Origin of the sequence: Bacillus sp. NPDC094064, from assembly GCF_050279585.1 — a bacterium.
GTDB lineage: Bacteria > Bacillota > Bacilli > Bacillales > Bacillaceae_G > Bacillus_A.
In genome coordinates, this window is sequence record NZ_JBNNUI010000002.1 from 151,789 (window position 1) to 168,074 (window position 16,286).

Annotated in this window: 18 protein-coding genes; 13 read left to right on the forward strand and 5 right to left on the reverse strand. The window is 36.2% G+C overall.

Features of this window, described 5'->3' with window-relative positions; translation table 11 throughout:
- Window positions 1–86 precede the first annotated feature (86 nt).
- From ACQKNI_RS05315 to phaQ, 4 genes are all read right to left on the reverse strand, one after another.
- The gene (locus ACQKNI_RS05315; RefSeq protein ID WP_000241212.1) at window positions 87–272 is read right to left on the reverse strand and encodes an alpha/beta-type small acid-soluble spore protein; all 186 of its coding nucleotides are present in this window, start codon (window positions 270–272) and stop codon (window positions 87–89) included.
- A 146-nt stretch (window positions 273–418) separates the two neighbouring features.
- Window positions 419–862 carry a MaoC family dehydratase gene (locus tag ACQKNI_RS05320; RefSeq protein ID WP_071709900.1) on the reverse strand — a complete coding sequence of 148 codons (444 nt, stop codon included), beginning with the start codon at window positions 860–862 and terminating at the stop codon, window positions 419–421.
- Window positions 863–963: 101 nt separating this feature from the next.
- Window positions 964–1,488: a polyhydroxyalkanoic acid inclusion protein PhaP gene (gene phaP / locus ACQKNI_RS05325; protein WP_000448582.1), complete on the reverse strand. Its 525-nt coding sequence runs from the start codon at window positions 1,486–1,488 to the stop codon at window positions 964–966.
- Window positions 1,489–1,530: 42 nt separating this feature from the next.
- Window positions 1,531–1,983 carry a poly-beta-hydroxybutyrate-responsive repressor gene (gene phaQ / locus ACQKNI_RS05330; RefSeq protein ID WP_000903017.1) on the reverse strand — a complete coding sequence of 151 codons (453 nt, stop codon included), beginning with the start codon at window positions 1,981–1,983 and terminating at the stop codon, window positions 1,531–1,533.
- Between the two features lie 198 nt (window positions 1,984–2,181).
- Here phaQ and phaR point away from each other — a divergent pair, with 198 nt between their 5' ends.
- The 5 genes from phaR (at window position 2,182) to ACQKNI_RS05355 (ending at window position 7,388) form a co-directional block, all read left to right on the forward strand.
- Window positions 2,182–2,664 (forward strand): polyhydroxyalkanoic acid synthase subunit PhaR, encoded by a 483-nt coding sequence (phaR, locus tag ACQKNI_RS05335; RefSeq protein WP_088231346.1) that lies wholly within the window; start codon window positions 2,182–2,184, stop codon window positions 2,662–2,664.
- A 150-nt stretch (window positions 2,665–2,814) separates the two neighbouring features.
- Window positions 2,815–3,558: an acetoacetyl-CoA reductase gene (locus tag ACQKNI_RS05340; protein WP_000250412.1), complete on the forward strand. Its 744-nt coding sequence runs from the start codon at window positions 2,815–2,817 to the stop codon at window positions 3,556–3,558.
- Window positions 3,559–3,640: 82 nt separating this feature from the next.
- Window positions 3,641–4,726: a class III poly(R)-hydroxyalkanoic acid synthase subunit PhaC gene (gene phaC, locus ACQKNI_RS05345; RefSeq protein ID WP_000206837.1), complete on the forward strand. Its 1,086-nt coding sequence runs from the start codon at window positions 3,641–3,643 to the stop codon at window positions 4,724–4,726.
- 95 nt (window positions 4,727–4,821) lie between these two features.
- A complete protein-coding gene (locus tag ACQKNI_RS05350) occupies window positions 4,822–6,015 on the forward strand; it encodes an NAD(P)/FAD-dependent oxidoreductase (RefSeq protein WP_088231345.1) in 1,194 nt (397 codons plus the stop codon).
- A 23-nt stretch (window positions 6,016–6,038) separates the two neighbouring features.
- On the forward strand, window positions 6,039–7,388 hold the full coding sequence (locus ACQKNI_RS05355) for a TrkH family potassium uptake protein (protein ID WP_427282246.1): 1,350 nt from the start codon (window positions 6,039–6,041) through the stop codon (window positions 7,386–7,388).
- 40 nt (window positions 7,389–7,428) lie between these two features.
- On the opposite strand, the gene ACQKNI_RS05360 is transcribed toward ACQKNI_RS05355, so the two are convergent.
- Window positions 7,429–7,764 (reverse strand): DUF3905 domain-containing protein, encoded by a 336-nt coding sequence (locus ACQKNI_RS05360; RefSeq protein WP_427282247.1) that lies wholly within the window; start codon window positions 7,762–7,764, stop codon window positions 7,429–7,431.
- 146 nt (window positions 7,765–7,910) lie between these two features.
- On the opposite strand from ACQKNI_RS05360, the gene ACQKNI_RS05365 reads away from it, so the two are divergent.
- From ACQKNI_RS05365 to ACQKNI_RS05400, 8 genes are all read left to right on the forward strand, one after another.
- Complete coding sequence (locus tag ACQKNI_RS05365; RefSeq protein WP_000240799.1) at window positions 7,911–8,063, forward strand: hypothetical protein; 153 nt, start codon at window positions 7,911–7,913, stop codon at window positions 8,061–8,063.
- Window positions 8,064–8,291: 228 nt separating this feature from the next.
- On the forward strand, window positions 8,292–9,368 hold the full coding sequence (locus tag ACQKNI_RS05370) for a putative 2-aminoethylphosphonate ABC transporter substrate-binding protein (protein ID WP_088231342.1): 1,077 nt from the start codon (window positions 8,292–8,294) through the stop codon (window positions 9,366–9,368).
- Between the two features lie 19 nt (window positions 9,369–9,387).
- Window positions 9,388–10,389: a putative 2-aminoethylphosphonate ABC transporter ATP-binding protein gene (locus tag ACQKNI_RS05375; protein WP_427282248.1), complete on the forward strand. Its 1,002-nt coding sequence runs from the start codon at window positions 9,388–9,390 to the stop codon at window positions 10,387–10,389.
- The gene (locus ACQKNI_RS05380) at window positions 10,390–12,147 is read left to right on the forward strand and encodes a putative 2-aminoethylphosphonate ABC transporter permease subunit (protein ID WP_427282249.1); all 1,758 of its coding nucleotides are present in this window, start codon (window positions 10,390–10,392) and stop codon (window positions 12,145–12,147) included.
- Window positions 12,148–12,168: 21 nt separating this feature from the next.
- Window positions 12,169–12,963: a phosphonoacetaldehyde hydrolase gene (gene phnX / locus ACQKNI_RS05385; protein WP_098252409.1), complete on the forward strand. Its 795-nt coding sequence runs from the start codon at window positions 12,169–12,171 to the stop codon at window positions 12,961–12,963.
- Window positions 12,964–12,978: 15 nt separating this feature from the next.
- Window positions 12,979–14,076, forward strand: coding sequence for a 2-aminoethylphosphonate--pyruvate transaminase (phnW, locus tag ACQKNI_RS05390; protein WP_088231339.1), 1,098 nt, complete (start codon window positions 12,979–12,981; stop codon window positions 14,074–14,076).
- Window positions 14,073–15,257: a saccharopine dehydrogenase family protein gene (locus ACQKNI_RS05395; RefSeq protein ID WP_098252408.1), complete on the forward strand. Its 1,185-nt coding sequence runs from the start codon at window positions 14,073–14,075 to the stop codon at window positions 15,255–15,257. The genes phnW and ACQKNI_RS05395 overlap by 4 nt, the downstream gene beginning before the upstream one ends.
- A gap of 40 nt (window positions 15,258–15,297) precedes the next feature.
- Window positions 15,298–16,080, forward strand: coding sequence for a DeoR/GlpR family DNA-binding transcription regulator (locus ACQKNI_RS05400; RefSeq protein ID WP_088231337.1), 783 nt, complete (start codon window positions 15,298–15,300; stop codon window positions 16,078–16,080).
- Window positions 16,081–16,286: the final 206 nt, after the last annotated feature.

Genomic DNA, 16,286 nt, shown 5'->3' on the forward strand with positions numbered 1-16,286 from the left:
TTACTAGTATGTGAAAAAGCACGATTATGTATGTTAAAAATAGAAAGAGGCAGAGAATATCTGCCTCTAAGCCATATGTTATAGTATTATCCACGTAATTGTTGTTGAGCTAAAGCGACAAGACGTTTTGTTACTTCACCGCCAACTGAACCGTTAGAGCGAGAAGCTGTATTAGACCCTAAGCTAACACCGAATTCTTGTGCAATTTCATATTTAAATTGTTCAAGCGCTTGTTCTGCACCTGGAACTAGTAATTTGTTTGTTTTCACCATGTTGATACACATCCTTATGAGTAGTCCAGTTTAGTTAAGTACTATCTAAACTGGTACCGTTATTTTATGTGGAAACGATGTACTCATACCCGGAAGTAATCGGTGTGATTAGAAGTTCTTGGATAGAAAAAAGAGTAGCAAATTTGCTACTCTTTTTTCAGTATTGTCGCTGTACCTTCCACGACAATATCACCCGATTGATTATAGATGTTTGTTTGTAATGTAATGATTTTTTTATCATCCCGTTTTTTAATAACTTCTGCCACTACACGAAGTGTATCGCCGATTTTGACAGGAGCGCGGAATGAAACGTTTTGAGACAAATAAATCGTATTTTTGCCCGGAAGTTTCGTTCCAAGAATGGTGGAAATAAAACTGGAAACGAGCATGCCATGAGCAATACGTTCTTTAAACATTGTCGTTTTTGCAAACGAATCTAAAATATGAATGGGATTGACATCTCCAGTCAATTTTGCAAAATTGATAACGTCCTCATCCGTAATTTGTTTTGTTAAAGATGCTTGATCACCGACTTGAATCTCATCATAACGAAGCTCCGGAACAGTTTGTGCTTCTTGAAATGGATTCATTTTGTCCTCCTTCTTTTCCATATCGAAAAATGCCAGCCATCTTGATGTAGTAGGAGGAAGAAAGAGTTTTGTTTGTGCTGCGGTTAGTTGCCACATTTTTCTTACTTGATGGAAGTAAATAGATTTTTTGAGTTTTCCTCGAACTGCTTTGCGAGTTCTAGTTGTTTGGACTTGAACTCTCCCAAAAAAACTTCTAACTGTTTTTGAACCTCTTCACGTTGCGTTTGTTGTTGTTCGATAAAGTGCTTTGTTGTTTCTTCAAATTGACCGCTAGTTTGAGTAAGAATAGACAAAGATGTTTTCGTAGGAGAAACAGTAAGTTGGTGCATTTGAGTAGAAAGCTCATTCCATTTTTCTTGCCACTCGTTAATTTGATCGTTTAAGGAGTTTCCAGTTAATTGCTTCACGTAATCCGTGTATTGGTTATTGAACTGAGCAGTAAATTGTTGTAGTTCTTTTTCTAGTTCATCTACTCCTGATGTTAATTTATGCAAAGCGTCTTGTTGTTGTTTTAACGTTTCTAAAGTAAGTTGCTCTAATTGTTTCCCAGCTGAAGAGAAAAGGGAAAGAGATTGAGACCAGTTTTTCCAAAATGCATCGACTAATTCGTATGGCTTAGTTTCCATTGTTTGACCCCCAAATGTTTTTTTGCATATTGTGAACGCAGATTACTCTGCTGTACCACCAGGTGAAGATGAAGAATCCTTTTCATCCTTTTCTGGAGAAGTAGAAAATGGAAAGAATGCATTGGTGTATAACGTGAAAAACGTTCGCAACATATTTTGATAATGTTCAAAAGAAGTCGCACATGTTGTTAAATATTGCTCTCCATATTCAGTTAAAGAATAAATTCTTTTTGCTGGCCCTCCGTCGCTTGTATCCCAAGTAGAAGAAATAAGGTTTTCTTTTTCTAATTTGCGTAGTGTTCGATACACATTACCTTGGTCAACAGAAGAAAAGCCGATATCCATTAGCATTTGAATAAGTTTGTAACCGTGAAGACTCCAGTCTTTTAGACAGAGAAGTAAGAAAGGAACTAAGAAGTTTTTTGGCATGGAGTTTGGTTGTTTCGCTTGGTTTTTTTCCAAACTTTCTGGGTGTTCTGGTTCATTATGTAGCATGATTGTGCATCACCTCATGAATCAGTTAGATGGAATTTTTTGCTTATAAGTGCAATTTACACCTATCTGTTTTTAATGTCAATACATTTGTTGGAAAATAAAGAAAAATAAAATATAGGGTTGAAGTTTTATTCAGAATATTAGAAAATAGTGAATAGGTTGAATTGTTTCAAAAACGAAAAAGGGAGTGTAGGTAAAGTGATTGATCAAAAATTCGATCCACTACAAGCATGGAAAAATGCTTATGAACAAACCGAAACATTTTGGGGAAAAGCGCTCAATGAAACAATTAAAACAGAAGAATATTCTGCTTGGATGGGTAGCGTTCTAGATTTGAATTTGTTTTATCAAAAAGCATTAAATGATACGACAAAAAGCTATTTAGAACAAGTAAACGTACCGACAAAAGAGGATATTGCAAGAGTGGCTACGCTTGTTATTAACTTGGAAAATAAAGTAGATAACATCGAGGAGTTTCTAGAGGAGAAAGTAGATTCTTTAGGACAAGCTCCTACATTAAAGCGTGATGTTACGAAAGTAAAACAAGATATTCGGACGTTAGAAACGAAAGTTGATCAAATTTTAGAATTGCTAGAAAAGCAAAATGCAGTGCTAGCGAAACTACAAGAACCTGTAAAAGAAGAAGTAAAACCTACGAATAAGCCGGAAAATAAAAAATGATAAAAGCGCTTGTTTATAACAGGTAAAAGAGAGAGGGAGAATCTCTTTTCGTGTATAAACAGTGAAACATAATTATATAGGGACTCAATAGTATGAGTACCAAAATGATTCATAACATTCGTTCACAAATTCATTTAAGGGGGAAAAGAAATGGTTCAATTAAATGGCAAAGTAGCAATCGTAACAGGTGGGGCAAAAGGAATTGGAAAAGCAATTACAGTAGCATTAGCACAAGAGGGCGCTAAAGTTGTTATTAATTATAACAGCAGTAAAGAAGCAGCTGAAAATTTAGTAAATGAATTAGGAAAAGAAGGACATGACGTTTATGCAGTGCAAGCGGATGTTTCTAAAGTAGAAGATGCAAATCGTCTTGTAGAAGAAGCTGTGAATCATTTTGGTAAAGTTGATATTCTTGTTAACAATGCCGGTATTACAAGAGATCGTACATTCAAAAAGTTAAATCGTGAAGATTGGGAGCGCGTAATTGACGTGAACTTAAGCAGTGTATTTAATACAACAAGTGCGGTACTTCCATACATAACGGAAGCAGAAGAAGGAAGAATTATTAGTATTTCTTCTATTATCGGTCAAGCTGGTGGATTTGGACAAACAAACTATTCAGCAGCGAAAGCAGGTATGCTAGGATTCACAAAATCATTAGCGTTAGAACTTGCAAAAACAAATGTAACTGTAAACGCAATTTGCCCAGGATTTATTGATACTGAAATGGTAGCAGAAGTACCGGAAGAAGTACGTCAAAAAATCGTTGCGAAAATCCCGAAAAAACGTTTTGGTCAAGCTGATGAAATTGCAAAAGGTGTAGTATATCTATGCCGTGACGGTGCGTATATCACAGGTCAGCAATTAAATATTAACGGCGGATTATACATGTAATGAAGTAAGAAAAAAGTGCATATCCATATCAGGAATGCACTTCTTTTTTTAGAAAGAAATCGACCGAAAAGGAGATAGAAAAATGACTACATTCGTAACAGAATGGGAAAAGCAATTAGAGTTGTACCCAGAAGAATATCGCAAAGCATATCGTCGTGTGAAAAGAGCGAGTGAAATTTTATTACGCGAACCAGAACCACAAGTTGGTTTAACACCGAAAGAGGTTATTTGGACGAAGAATAAAACGAAGCTTTATCGTTACATTCCAAAACAAGAAAAAACACAGAGAGTACCAATCTTATTAATATATGCTCTTATTAATAAGCCATATATTATGGATTTAACTCCAGGAAATAGTTTAGTGGAATATTTAGTAGATCGTGGTTTTGATGTATATATGCTTGATTGGGGCACATTTGGTTTAGAAGATAGTCATTTGAAATTTGATGATTTCGTGTTCGATTATATTGCGAAAGCAGTCAAAAAAGTAATGAGAACTGCAAAATCGGACGAGATTTCTTTACTTGGTTATTGCATGGGTGGAACATTAACATCCATTTATGCAGCACTTCATCCGCACATGCCAATTCGTAATTTAATTTTCATGACAAGTCCTTTTGACTTTTCTGAAACAGGATTATATGGTCCTTTACTAGATGAAAAATATTTCAATTTAGATAAAGCGGTTGATACATTCGGAAACATTCCACCAGAAATGATTGATTTCGGAAACAAGATGTTAAAGCCAATTACAAACTTTGTTGGTCCGTACGTTGCTTTAGTCGATCGCTCAGAAAATGAGCGCTTCGTCGAAAGTTGGAAATTAGTTCAAAAGTGGGTTGGCGATGGTATTCCGTTCCCAGGTGAATCATATAGACAGTGGATTCGTGATTTTTATCAAAATAATAAATTGGTTAAGGGTGAACTCGTTATTCGCGGACAAAAGGTAGACCTTGCAAATATTAAGGCGAATGTCTTAAATATTTCCGCAAAACGTGATCATATTGCTCTGCCATGTCAAGTAGAAGCGTTACTTGATCATATTTCTAGTACAGATAAACAATATGTATGTTTACCAACAGGACATATGTCTATCGTTTACGGTGGAACAGCTGTAAAACAAACATATCCGACGATTGGAAATTGGCTTGAAGAGCGTTCTAATTAAAAATAAAAAAATCCAACTAGCGCACGTTAGTTGGATTTTTTTATGGGAAATAACAAAACATAGAAAGGAGAAATTTACATTATAGGAGTATAATTATGAAGCTTATGACCGGTAAGTTGTTTTGGAATACAGGTGTTTCTGTACCTTGTTATCCACCGTTAGAAAGTGATATGATATGTGATGTGCTCGTAGTTGGAAGTGGAGAAGCAGGTGCTCATATAGCGTATTCGTTAGCGAAAATTGGAATGAGTGTTACGCTCATTGAAAAAAGGGCAATCGCATGTGGTAGCACAGCTGCCAATACAGGTTTATTGCAATTTCTTCATGATAAATCATTAACCTCCCTAATTCATACATTTGGTAGAGAAAAAGGGGTACGAGCATATAGACTCTGTTATGAAGCGTTAAGAACAATGGAGGAAGTTGTGCCGACTCTTGATATGAATCCCCATTTTATTCCTCGAAATAGTTTATATTATGCAAGTAAAAGTGAAGATGTTTCATTTTTACAAGAGGAATATAATACGTTACATGAGTATGGGTTTCCAGTTGAATACTTTGCAGAATCTGATATTAAAAAGCGTTATTCTTTTATAAAAAAAGCGGCGCTATATACGCATGGCGATGCTGAGGTGAATCCATATTTATTAGCGCATAGTCTCTTGCATAAAGCAAGCCAAATGGGAGCCACTATACATGAACATACAGAGGCAATACATATAAAAAAACTTCAAGATGATTTGATATGTTATACGAAAATGGGAAATCAAATTGTAGCAAAGAATATTATTATGGCTACAGGTTATGAAGCACTTTTTGGAAAGAAAGAAAAAAATACAACAGTAGAGACATCTTATGCAGTTGTGACAAATGAGGTAGATCATTTTGAGGGATGGTATGAGCAATCCTTAATTTGGGAAACAGCAAGACCTTATTTATATTTTCGAACGTATCAAAATCGCATTATTATAGGTGGATTAGATGAGGCGATGCAAATTCAAGCAATCGGTGATACGAAATTATTGCATAAGCGTAATATCCTTATTAATCTTGTAAAAGAAATGTTCCCACAATATAAAAATATACAGGCAGAGTACTATTGGGCAGCAGCATTTGGTGGTAGTCACGATGGTCTTCCTATTTTAAAAGAGGATAAACAGATACATAATTTGTTTTATGCATTGCCGTATGGAGGTAATGGAACTGTATATGGAATGGTGTTTGCCAAATTATTTGAGCAGTTATTTACAAATAAAGAAAGTGAAGATTTTTCTTTATTTAATCGATAGAAAAAAGGTAGCGAAGTGATGGAATGAGAGATATAAAAAAGTTTTTACAAAAATTACGTCCTGTACAACTTATTGTTTTGTTTTATTTATTAGCAGTAGTTGTATCAGTGATATTACTTAGTTTACCGTTTGTTACGAAGGATGGTGTGAAATGGACGTTTATCGACGCCTTATTTACATCTGTTAGTGCGGTAAGTGTGACGGGATTGTCTGTTGTTACGATTTCAGATACATTTACTACGGCAGGAATTATTGTTCTTGCCCTAATTTTACAATTAGGCGGCTTAGGGATTATGGCGCTTGGTACGTTCGTTTGGATAATAACGGGGAAAAAGATTGGTTTACAGCGAAGAAGATTAATTATGGCAGACCATAATCAAGGAAATCTATCAGGTCTTGTAGAATTGATGCGTTCTATTTTAATTGTAATTATTTCGATAGAGCTCATTGGAGCAATCCTGTTAGGGACTAGATTTCTACTTTACTTTCCGACTTGGCAAGAAGCTTATTTTCACGGTTTCTTTGCGGCTGTTAGTGCAACGACGAACGGAGGATTTGATTTAACCGGGCAATCATTAATTCCGTACAAAAAAGATTATATTGTTCAAATGATTCATATGTTACTTATTATTTTAGGAGCTATCGGTTTCCCTGTATTAATGGAAGTAAAGCAATTCTTTAGTAAAAGGCGACAGCAACTATTTCGTTTTTCATTATTTACAAAATTGACGACAACAACATTTTTTGCACTCGTTGTTGTTGGAACTATTATGATTTTTTTACTAGAACGAAATCATTTTTTAGTAGGAAAGTCATGGCATGAAACAGTATTTTATACATTATTCCAATCTGTGACGACGCGAAGTGGTGGACTCGCTACAATGGATATACGTGAACTGTCACAACCAACGCTTTTGTTTATGAGTATATTAATGTTTATCGGGGCATCACCAAGTTCGGTTGGGGGTGGAATACGTACGACAACATTTGCTGTTAGCATATTATCGTTATACACGTTTGCAAAGGGCGGGAGAACAGTTAGAGTCTTCAAACGTCAGATACATGAAGAGGACGTGCTGAAAGCATCAGTCGTTATGACGATGGGGATTTTATTATGTGCCACAGCGTTATTCATTTTATCTATTACGGAAAATGTGCCACTTATGAGTTTAATCGTTGAAGTTTGTTCTGCCTTCGGAACGACAGGGCTATCAACGGGGATTACGCCAGATTTAACAACTGTCGGTAAACTTGTACTCATTGTACTTATGTTTATTGGACGTGTCGGTATTTTAACATTTATTTTAGCTAGTGGTGGAAGGGAACAGCCGCCTCGCTATAAATACCCGAAAGAGCGAATTATTATTGGATAGCATATGAAACCATTCTACCTAACTTAGGTAGAATGGTTTTTTAGTCGTTAATGCCAAATTGAGGGTGCATAAAAGCCTCATTCTTATTGTCCACTTCTTTTTTTAGCAACTCTTGATTTTCTTCTGAGATCCACCCAATATCATTTGTAGGATGAATCCATTCTTTTCCAGCCATGATGGCAGGATCTACTTCATCACTCCAATTGTTAAGCGGACTGTTTTCGGAATCATATTTACTGTCTCCGATTACAACATCATATTGATTTATAAAAGGTTGTTGCATTTGTTTTCCTGTACCTTTAAAAGAAGGAAAGTTCATTTGATGTGGGAGCGTTTCGGCTAAGATTGGTGACTGAATCTTTTCTTTCTTCTTCAAAATTATCGCTCCTTTTTAATCATTTGTTCATATGTAGTATTTCCATCTAGCGGCTCTTATGTACTTGTTAACACTTGCCAGTAATAATTATTTCAGGTTGCTCCAAACTAGAGTAGAAAGTGATTTCTTGAGAGCAGGTGAATGTATTGGTAAAAAGAAAAGTGAAACAAAATGCGGCAATCAACAATAATAAAACTCCGAAAGAAAGCTTACCAGATGCAGAATTTGCATTAGAGTATGAAGGAGAAAATAGTGCGAAGTATGCAAATCGTAATTCAAAAAAAGGTAAACAAAAATGAGGCGTTTTTTACAAACGCCTCATTTTTTTGTGGGATTATAAAGGTTTTTTTAATTATTTGTAAATTTAGCGTTTATTATTAGCAGAAAAATGCAAAAAAACATAGAAGTAGCAACGTATTACACAAAAACAACCAACAAACAAAAGATTAATGTTGGTTTAATACTGCTTTTACACTAGTTGTTTATATTTGAGTAGTACATAAGATTTGTAAAAGGAGAGAGAGACAGTGAAAAAAACAATCTTTAAAGCTGTAGCAACTGGAATGGTATTTTCGTTATTAATGGGGTGTGGTGCAAAGAAAGAAGAAAGTGCTGGAGCAAAAGTGAAAGATGATAAATTATCTGGATCATTAACTGTGTACACAGCGATTGAAGAAGAGCTTGTACCAATTTATCTTGATTCTTTCAAAAAGAAGTACCCAGATGTGAAGTTGAACATTGTTCGTGATTCAACAGGGGTTATTACAGCGAAATTACTAGCTGAAGGAAAAAATACACAAGCAGATGTTGTATGGGGAACTGCGGCGTCTAGTCTATTAGCTTTAGAGAAAAAAGATATGTTAAAAGAATACTCTCCAAAAGGAGCAGATCGCGTTCTTCCGCAATTTAAAGATGATAAGAAACCTGAAAAATGGGTAGGCAATACGGCATTTATGACGGGAATTGCTGTGAATAAAGAAGAATTAAAAAAGAAAAACTTACCGATGCCAGAATCATATGAAGATTTAACGAAACCGGAATATAAAGGAACGCTTGTTATGCCACATCCAGCTTCTTCTGGAACGGGATTTTTAACAGTTTCTGCATGGCTACAAATTATGGGTGAAGATAAAGGCTGGGATTACATGAAGAAACTTCATGATAATATGGCATCTTATACGCATTCAGGTTCAAAACCAGCGAAATTAGCGGGAGCAGGTGAATATCCAGTTGGTGTATCAATGGTTTATAGCGCTTTAAAAGAGAAACAAAAAGGTGCACCAGTTGAAGTTGTACTGCCGAAAGAAGGATTAGGTTGGGAAGTAGAAGCGAACGCACTTATTAAGAAAGATAATGCAAAGAATGATAAATTAGCACAAGCATTTTTAGATTGGGCCATTACAGATGATGTAATGAAGTTATACTTCGAGAAAAACGGATTTGCGACAATTAAAAATGATTATAAACTTCCAGATGGATTCCCAAAAGATGTGACAGAAAAGTTATACAAACAGAATGACTTTAAATGGGCAGCAGAAAATCGTGACAAAATTTTAGAAAAATGGGAAAAAGAGTTTGGTCAAAAAGCAGAACCGAAAAAGTAAGTGAGTGGGAGAGAGAAAAATGAGCGAATATTTATCAATTCAACACATTCAAAAACAGTTTGATGCATTTACAGCGCTAAAAGATATTTCTTTTACTGTGAAAAAAAATGAGTTTGTTTGTTTATTAGGCCCAAGTGGTTGTGGGAAAACGACGTTGCTCCGAATTTTAGCGGGGCTAGAAGAGGCAACAACAGGTAGTATTGCTGTGAATGGAAATAATATTACAGCTTTACCACCTGGAAAGAGGAACTTCGGAATGGTTTTTCAATCGTACGCATTATTTCCGAATTTAACTGCACTTGAAAACATTGAATACGGCTTAAAGACAAAAAAATATGGAAAAGCAGAAGTAAAAGAGCGAGCGCTGGATGCGTTAGAACTTGTGGATTTGCTGAATGTAAAAGATAAATATCCTGCTCAAATGTCTGGCGGACAACAGCAGCGAGTGGCACTTGCACGTGCGCTCGCTCTGTCTCCTGATATTTTGTTACTTGATGAGCCGTTATCTGCTTTAGATGCGAAAGTGCGTGAAAAGTTGCGTAGAGAACTGCGTGATTTGCAAGAAAAAGTGGGAGTAACAACTATTATGGTCACGCATGATCAAGAAGAGGCATTAACGATGGCTGATAAAATTGTTGTAATGAATCATGCGGAAATTATGCAGATTGGAACACCAGAGGAGATTTATCAAAGACCAGCCAATCCGTTTGTGGCAGATTTTATTGGTTCTATTAATTTCTTTTCGAAAAATAACGAGGAACATGCAATTCGTCCTGAACATGTAGCAGTTGTACAAAATAATGGTATGAAAACAGTTGTAGAGAGCATGGAATTTCGAGGATCTGTATACCGGACGGAAGTACGAATCGTAGAAGAGAAAACAAACCTATATAATGAAAGAATTGTAGTGGATATATTGGCATCAGAAGTAGAGGCAAATACTATTAGAAAAGGAAAGCCAATTCAAATCTCTTTCTCAGAAAATCATGTGTTGTCATATGGAAAGAAGGTCATTGTATAGATGGAGATGTTAGAAAATTTTAAGGTAGAAAGTACAAAAAAAAAGATTAAGAGACGTATCGGTAAAGAAGAGTGGATACAGAGACTATTAATTATTGGTATGCTTCTTTCATTTTTTATCATGCTTGTATTGCCTCTATTACAACTGTTTACACAAGCCTTTTACGATAAAGATGGAGCTTTCGTTGGTATTGCGAATTTCAGTAAATATTTTACAACACCAACGCTAGTGCAATCATTACAAAATACGATATGGATTTCGGGCGCTACAACAATTATTTCAGTTACACTCGCATTCGCTTACGCCTATGCGATTGCTCGTACAAATGTTTTTGGAAAGCGCGTATTTCAATACGTAGCGTTATTACCATTATTCGCACCGACGATGATGCATGGTATTGCGCTTACATATTTATTTGGTAATCAAGGGTTAATAACGAAAGGGATGTTCGGGTTATTTGAAGGAATACAAATACCGTTATACGGACCGGTAGGAATTGTAATGGCTGAAGTTATGTATACATTTCCACAAGCATTTCTTATATTATTAATTGCTTTCCAAAGTTCCGATTATCGTTTATATGAAGCTTCTAATATGTTAGGAGCGAGTAAGACAAAGCAATTTTTCACGGTTACTTTACCTAGTGTAAAGTACGGATTAATTAGCGCGATGTTCGTTGTATTTACGCTTAGTTTCACTGATTTTGGAGCCCCCAAAATTGTTGGTGGACAATACAATGTACTTGCTACCGACGTATATAAGCAAGTAATTGGACAGCAAAACATGTCCATGGGTGCAACTGTCGGAATGATTTTATTAATCCCAGCTATCTTTGCTTTTGCAGTTGATCGTATTACGCAAAGGAAACAGGCGAATCTTTTATCTTCAAAAGCAGTACCTTACAGAATCAAAAATAATAAGAAAAGAGATGTTATTTCGTTTATGTATTGTAGCGTAATAACGCTTATGATCATTCTTTTATTCGTGGCAGTTGGTATTGCTGCAAGTGTGAAAGTGTGGCCATATAATATGAGTTTTACATTTGAGCATTTTAACTTTTCGAGTTTAACAGGAGATGGACTTGAAGCGTTTAAAAATAGCGTAATTGTTTCAGCCGTTACAGCGGTGATTGGAGCGATTTTAACATTTGTGTTTGCTTATGCGATTGAAAAAATAGAACAGTTACATTTTTTCAGAAAAGTAGGTTATTTTTTCTCTATCGTACCGTTAGCGATTCCTGGATTAGTACTTGGATTAGGATATGTCTTTTTCTTCAGCCAACCAACAATACAAATACTAGGATTTTCAGTAACGAATCCGTTTCATTCCTTATATGGCACAATTGCTGTTTTAGTGTTAGTAAATATCATTCATTTTTACTCTGTAACGTTTGTTACCGCAACGACTGCTTTAAAGAAACTAGATCGAGAGTTTGAACTCGTTTCACAGTCAATGGGTATTCCATTTTATAAAACATTCTTTCGAGTAACCGTACCAATGTGTTTACCAGCCATTTTAGAAATGGTTATGTACTACTTCGTGAATTCAATGGTAACTGTCTCAGCAGTCGTGTTCTTGTATGCGGCAGATTTTAAACTAGCTGCTGTATCAATTGTAAATATGGATGATGCAGGAAATGTAGCACCAGCAGCTGCGATGAGTGTACTCATTGTCGTTACCAATATTGTAGTAAGAGTTGTATATGAATGGGGAACGAAAGCACTTCGTAACCGAACGTCACAATGGCAAAAAAGATAAATAAGAAGGGTGATGGAGTGAATGAAAATGGAAGCAGTTATTTTTGATTGGGCAGGTACGACAGTTGATTATGGATGTTTTGCACCACTCGAAGTATTCATGAAGATTTTCTATAAACGTGGAGTTGAAATTACAGCAGAAGAAGCACGTAAGCCAATGGGATTATTGAAAATAGATCATGTAAGGGCACTAACAGAGATGCCTCGTATTGCGAATGAGTGGGAGCGTGTTTTCGGACATTTACCAACTGAAGCAGACATTCATGAGATGTATGAAGAATTTGAAGAAATTCTCTTTACTATTTTGCCACAATATGCCACGCCAATTGATGAGGTGAAAGAAGTGGTTGCTTCATTACGTGCAAGAGGCATTAAAATTGGCTCAACAACTGGTTATACGAGAGAAATGATGGACATTGTTGCAAAAGAAGCAGAAATACAAGGATATAAACCTGATTTTCTTGTGACGCCAGATGATGTTCCAGCAGGCCGTCCGTACCCTTGGATGTGCTATAAAAATGCGATGGAACTTGGTGTGTATCCGATGAGTCATATGGTAAAAGTGGGAGACACGGTGTCAGATATGAAAGAGGGCAGAAATGCTGGAATGTGGACAGTCGGTGTAATCCTTGGCAGTAGTGAGCTTGGTTTAACGAAAGAGGAAGTTGAAACTATGGACCCGGTAGAACTTCGTGAAAAGATGGAAGTAGTTCGTAATCGTTTTGTTGAAAACGGGGCTCATTTTACGATTGAAACGATGCAAGAACTCGAGAGCGTAATTGAACATATCGAGAAACAAGAACTTATTATTTCATAAAAGGGGCATAGGATCATGAATGAAAATCATTACTTATTATTAACGCCAGGACCATTAACGACAACAAAAACAGTAAAAGAAGTTATGCTATACGATTGGTGTACGTGGGATGCGGAATATAACACAATGGTGCAAGATGTAAGAGCTAAACTTGTATCATTAGCAACGAAGGAAGAAGAGAAATATACAACGGTTTTAATGCAAGGAAGCGGTACGTTTTCAGTTGAAGCAGTGTTGGGTTCTGTTATTCCTACAGACGGAAAGCTTCTTGTTTGCACAAATGGTGCTTACGGTAAGCGCATTGTGCAAATGGCAGAGATGTTACGTATAGATGTGGTGGTCAGTCAAACAGAAGAGTGGGAACCTACTAATATTGTAGAGGTAGAAAACTTATTGCAAGAAGATAAAGAGATTACGCATGTTGCAGTCGTTCATTGCGAAACAACGACTGGCATTATAAATCCAATTGCAGATGTATGTAAATTAGGAAAACAGTACGAGAAAGTTACAATCGTTGATGCAATGAGTAGTTTTGGTGGTATTGAAATAGATATTGCTGAGTTGCAAATTGACTTTTTAATTAGTAGTGCGAATAAGTGCATTCAAGGTGTTCCAGGATTCGGATTTGTAATCGCAAAGCGTGCTGAATTACTGAAGTGTAAAGGACAAGCTCGTTCTTTATCTCTGGATTTATATGATCAATGGGAAACGATGGAAGAGCAAAATGGGAAGTGGCGTTTTACTTCACCTACACATGTTGTACACGCTTTTTACCAAGCGCTACTTGAACTAGAAAAAGAAGGCGGAGTAAGAGCGCGTTACAATCGATATTACAACAATCAAAAACTATTAGTGAATAGAATGAAAGAAATCGGCTTTAAGTCAATAGTAGATGAAAAATATCAATCGCCTATCATTACATCTTTCATTTATCCAGAAGAGGACTTCGAGTTTCAACAGTTATATAACGAGTTAAAACGTTATGGATTTGTTATTTATCCTGGGAAAATTTCGAAGGTAGATACGTTCCGCATTGGAAATATTGGTGATGTACATGAGGAAGACATAAATCGTTTAGTTGATAGTATTGCTAAAGGGGCTGTTATAGGGTGAAAGTATTTTGCTTAGGTGGGGCAGGTAAAATTTGTCGTGAAGCAATTTTGGATTTAGTTCAATTTTCATCTTTTGAGACGATTACAGTAGCAGATTTTAACGAAGAAGAGGGACTTGAAGTAGTAGAATGGCTCAACGATCCTCGTGTTAATTTTGTGAAAGTAGATGTTACAAATCATGAGGATACAGTTGCAAAAATGAAAGGTTATGACATTGTAATGGACGGTACGACGATTAAGTTAAATGGATTGTCTACGCGCGCCATTGCGGAAGCTGGGTGTCATGGTGTGAACTTGAATGGGTTTGGTGAAGAAAATGACTCGCATTCTATATTTGTTCAAAATGACAAAACGTGTTTACCTGGGTTTGGTATGACGCCAGGTGTAACGCAAATGATGGCGATGCATGCAGCAAATCAGTTAGATACGGTAGAGTCTGTTCGTGTAAGCCACGGCTCGTATCGTCCAATTGCTTTTTCTGCATCCATTACAGAAACAACGACGTATGAATATGACCCACATTTACCATCGCGTACAGTGTATGAAGATGGTGAGTTTAAGCAGGTACCCCCGTTTGCGCGCCCGAGAGAAATTGAATTGCCAGCGCCTTATGGTAAGGCAACGCAGTATATAATCCCGCATTCTGAAACGTTTACGTTAGCAAAGGCGTTAGAAAATAAAGGTGTCAAATTAATAGAGACGAGAGGAACTTGGCCAAAGCAAAACATGCAGCTCGTACGCGCTTTATATGATTACGGCATATTGCGTAATGATCAGATTGAAATAAATGGTAAAGAGATTGGGATTATGGATTGCATTTCGAAGTATTTACTAAAATCGAAAGAAGGACAAGAAACAGAGCTTTATGGTTATGCTCTTCATGTAGAAGTAGTAGGTATGAAAAATAATCAAAAACAGCGACGTGTGTTATATCATACACATCCGTTATCTGATGGTTCTGTAGGAGGCTGGGAGAAGTTAAGAGCTTATACAAGAAATGTTGGGATCCCATTTGGAATCGCTACAGAGTTAATTGCAAAAGGAGTAGTTAATAAAGTTGGTGTTATTACTCCTGAATTCGCTTTTGAAAATCCACAAATGATTTTTGATGAGCTAGAAAAGCGTGGTATTCATATTCATGAAGAGGTTTTTACTTACAAAGAAAATTATAACTTTGTATAGGCAAGGAAGTTTATGAGGTAGATATAAATGGGGTGAAGCTATGTCTGTAGTAGGAGAAGAAAGAAAGCGTACCATTCTTGAAAAGGTAGAGTTTAAAGGGAAAGTGAAAGTTTCAGAATTAGCGAGAGAATTTGCTGTATCAACAGAAACAATTCGTCGATATTTAGAAGAATTAGATCGTGAAAAGAAGCTAAAGAAAGTGTATGGTGGAGCTGTTCAACTGCCTGGTGCTGGGATAGAGGCACCGATGTTAGAAAGAGAAATGTTGCATATAGAAGAGAAGAAAAGAATTGGTTATAAAGCAGCAACGTTTGTGGAAGATGGAGATGTTATTGCGATTGATGATGGGAGTACACCACTTCAAATGGTACCATATCTTGTTCATCGTAAAAATTTAACGATTGTGACAAGCTCTTTTCCAGTTGCAACACAATTAATCTCTTCCATTAATAAAAAGATGTTTCACGGTGAAGTTTTATTTATTGGTGGAAAAGTATCTCCAAAGCATTCGCGCGTATCAGGATCTATCTCTCAGCAAGTCATTCATCAATTTCATTTTCATAAAGCGTTTGTTTCGATGGATGGGTTATTACCTAGTTTTGGAGTTTCCAGCTTTGAATTAGAAAAGGCGAAACTGTCAGAAGCGATGATGAAATTAGCGGAAAAAACATATATTCTATGTGATCATACAAAGGTAGGCGTAAAAGGGAATTATCGAATAGCAGCATTTTCTCGTATTCAGCATGTTATTTGTGATAAAAAAATGCCACATAGTTTTGAAGAAGAAGTCAAAAGGCATAATATTCAATGGATAGTTTGCTAAATAAAGTGACAGTAAGACTCCTACCTAATTTTTAGATGGGAGTCTTACTGTCCACAAATAAAGGAATAAAAGATTTGCATTTATGCAAAAAATGGACACATTTTCTTATTTCCTTCATATAATTTACCAATATAAAAAAAGTTGGTCGGAGGAAAGAAGGGGTAATATGTCAGAACGAATTTATAACAAACTTGTATTGTATACAA

Excerpts from the sequence above, each read along its gene's own strand:
- ACQKNI_RS05355 (WP_427282246.1), top strand. The coding sequence starts at position 6,039 with ATGAGAGATATAAAAAAGTTTTTACAAAAATTACGTCCTGTACAACTT.
- ACQKNI_RS05320 (WP_071709900.1), bottom strand. The coding sequence starts at position 862 with ATGAATCCATTTCAAGAAGCACAAACTGTTCCGGAGCTTCGTTATGAT.
- ACQKNI_RS05400 (WP_088231337.1), top strand. The coding sequence starts at position 15,298 with ATGTCTGTAGTAGGAGAAGAAAGAAAGCGTACCATTCTTGAAAAGGTA.
- ACQKNI_RS05340 (WP_000250412.1), top strand. The coding sequence starts at position 2,815 with ATGGTTCAATTAAATGGCAAAGTAGCAATCGTAACAGGTGGGGCAAAA.
- phaP (WP_000448582.1), bottom strand. The coding sequence starts at position 1,488 with ATGGAAACTAAGCCATACGAATTAGTCGATGCATTTTGGAAAAACTGG.
- phnX (WP_098252409.1), top strand. The coding sequence starts at position 12,169 with ATGAAAATGGAAGCAGTTATTTTTGATTGGGCAGGTACGACAGTTGAT.
- phaC (WP_000206837.1), top strand. The coding sequence starts at position 3,641 with ATGACTACATTCGTAACAGAATGGGAAAAGCAATTAGAGTTGTACCCA.
- ACQKNI_RS05350 (WP_088231345.1), top strand. The coding sequence starts at position 4,822 with ATGAAGCTTATGACCGGTAAGTTGTTTTGGAATACAGGTGTTTCTGTA.
- phnW (WP_088231339.1), top strand. The coding sequence starts at position 12,979 with ATGAATGAAAATCATTACTTATTATTAACGCCAGGACCATTAACGACA.
- ACQKNI_RS05380 (WP_427282249.1), top strand. The coding sequence starts at position 10,390 with ATGGAGATGTTAGAAAATTTTAAGGTAGAAAGTACAAAAAAAAAGATT.
- phaQ (WP_000903017.1), bottom strand. The coding sequence starts at position 1,983 with ATGCTACATAATGAACCAGAACACCCAGAAAGTTTGGAAAAAAACCAA.
- ACQKNI_RS05315 (WP_000241212.1), bottom strand. The coding sequence starts at position 272 with ATGGTGAAAACAAACAAATTACTAGTTCCAGGTGCAGAACAAGCGCTT.
- ACQKNI_RS05375 (WP_427282248.1), top strand. The coding sequence starts at position 9,388 with ATGAGCGAATATTTATCAATTCAACACATTCAAAAACAGTTTGATGCA.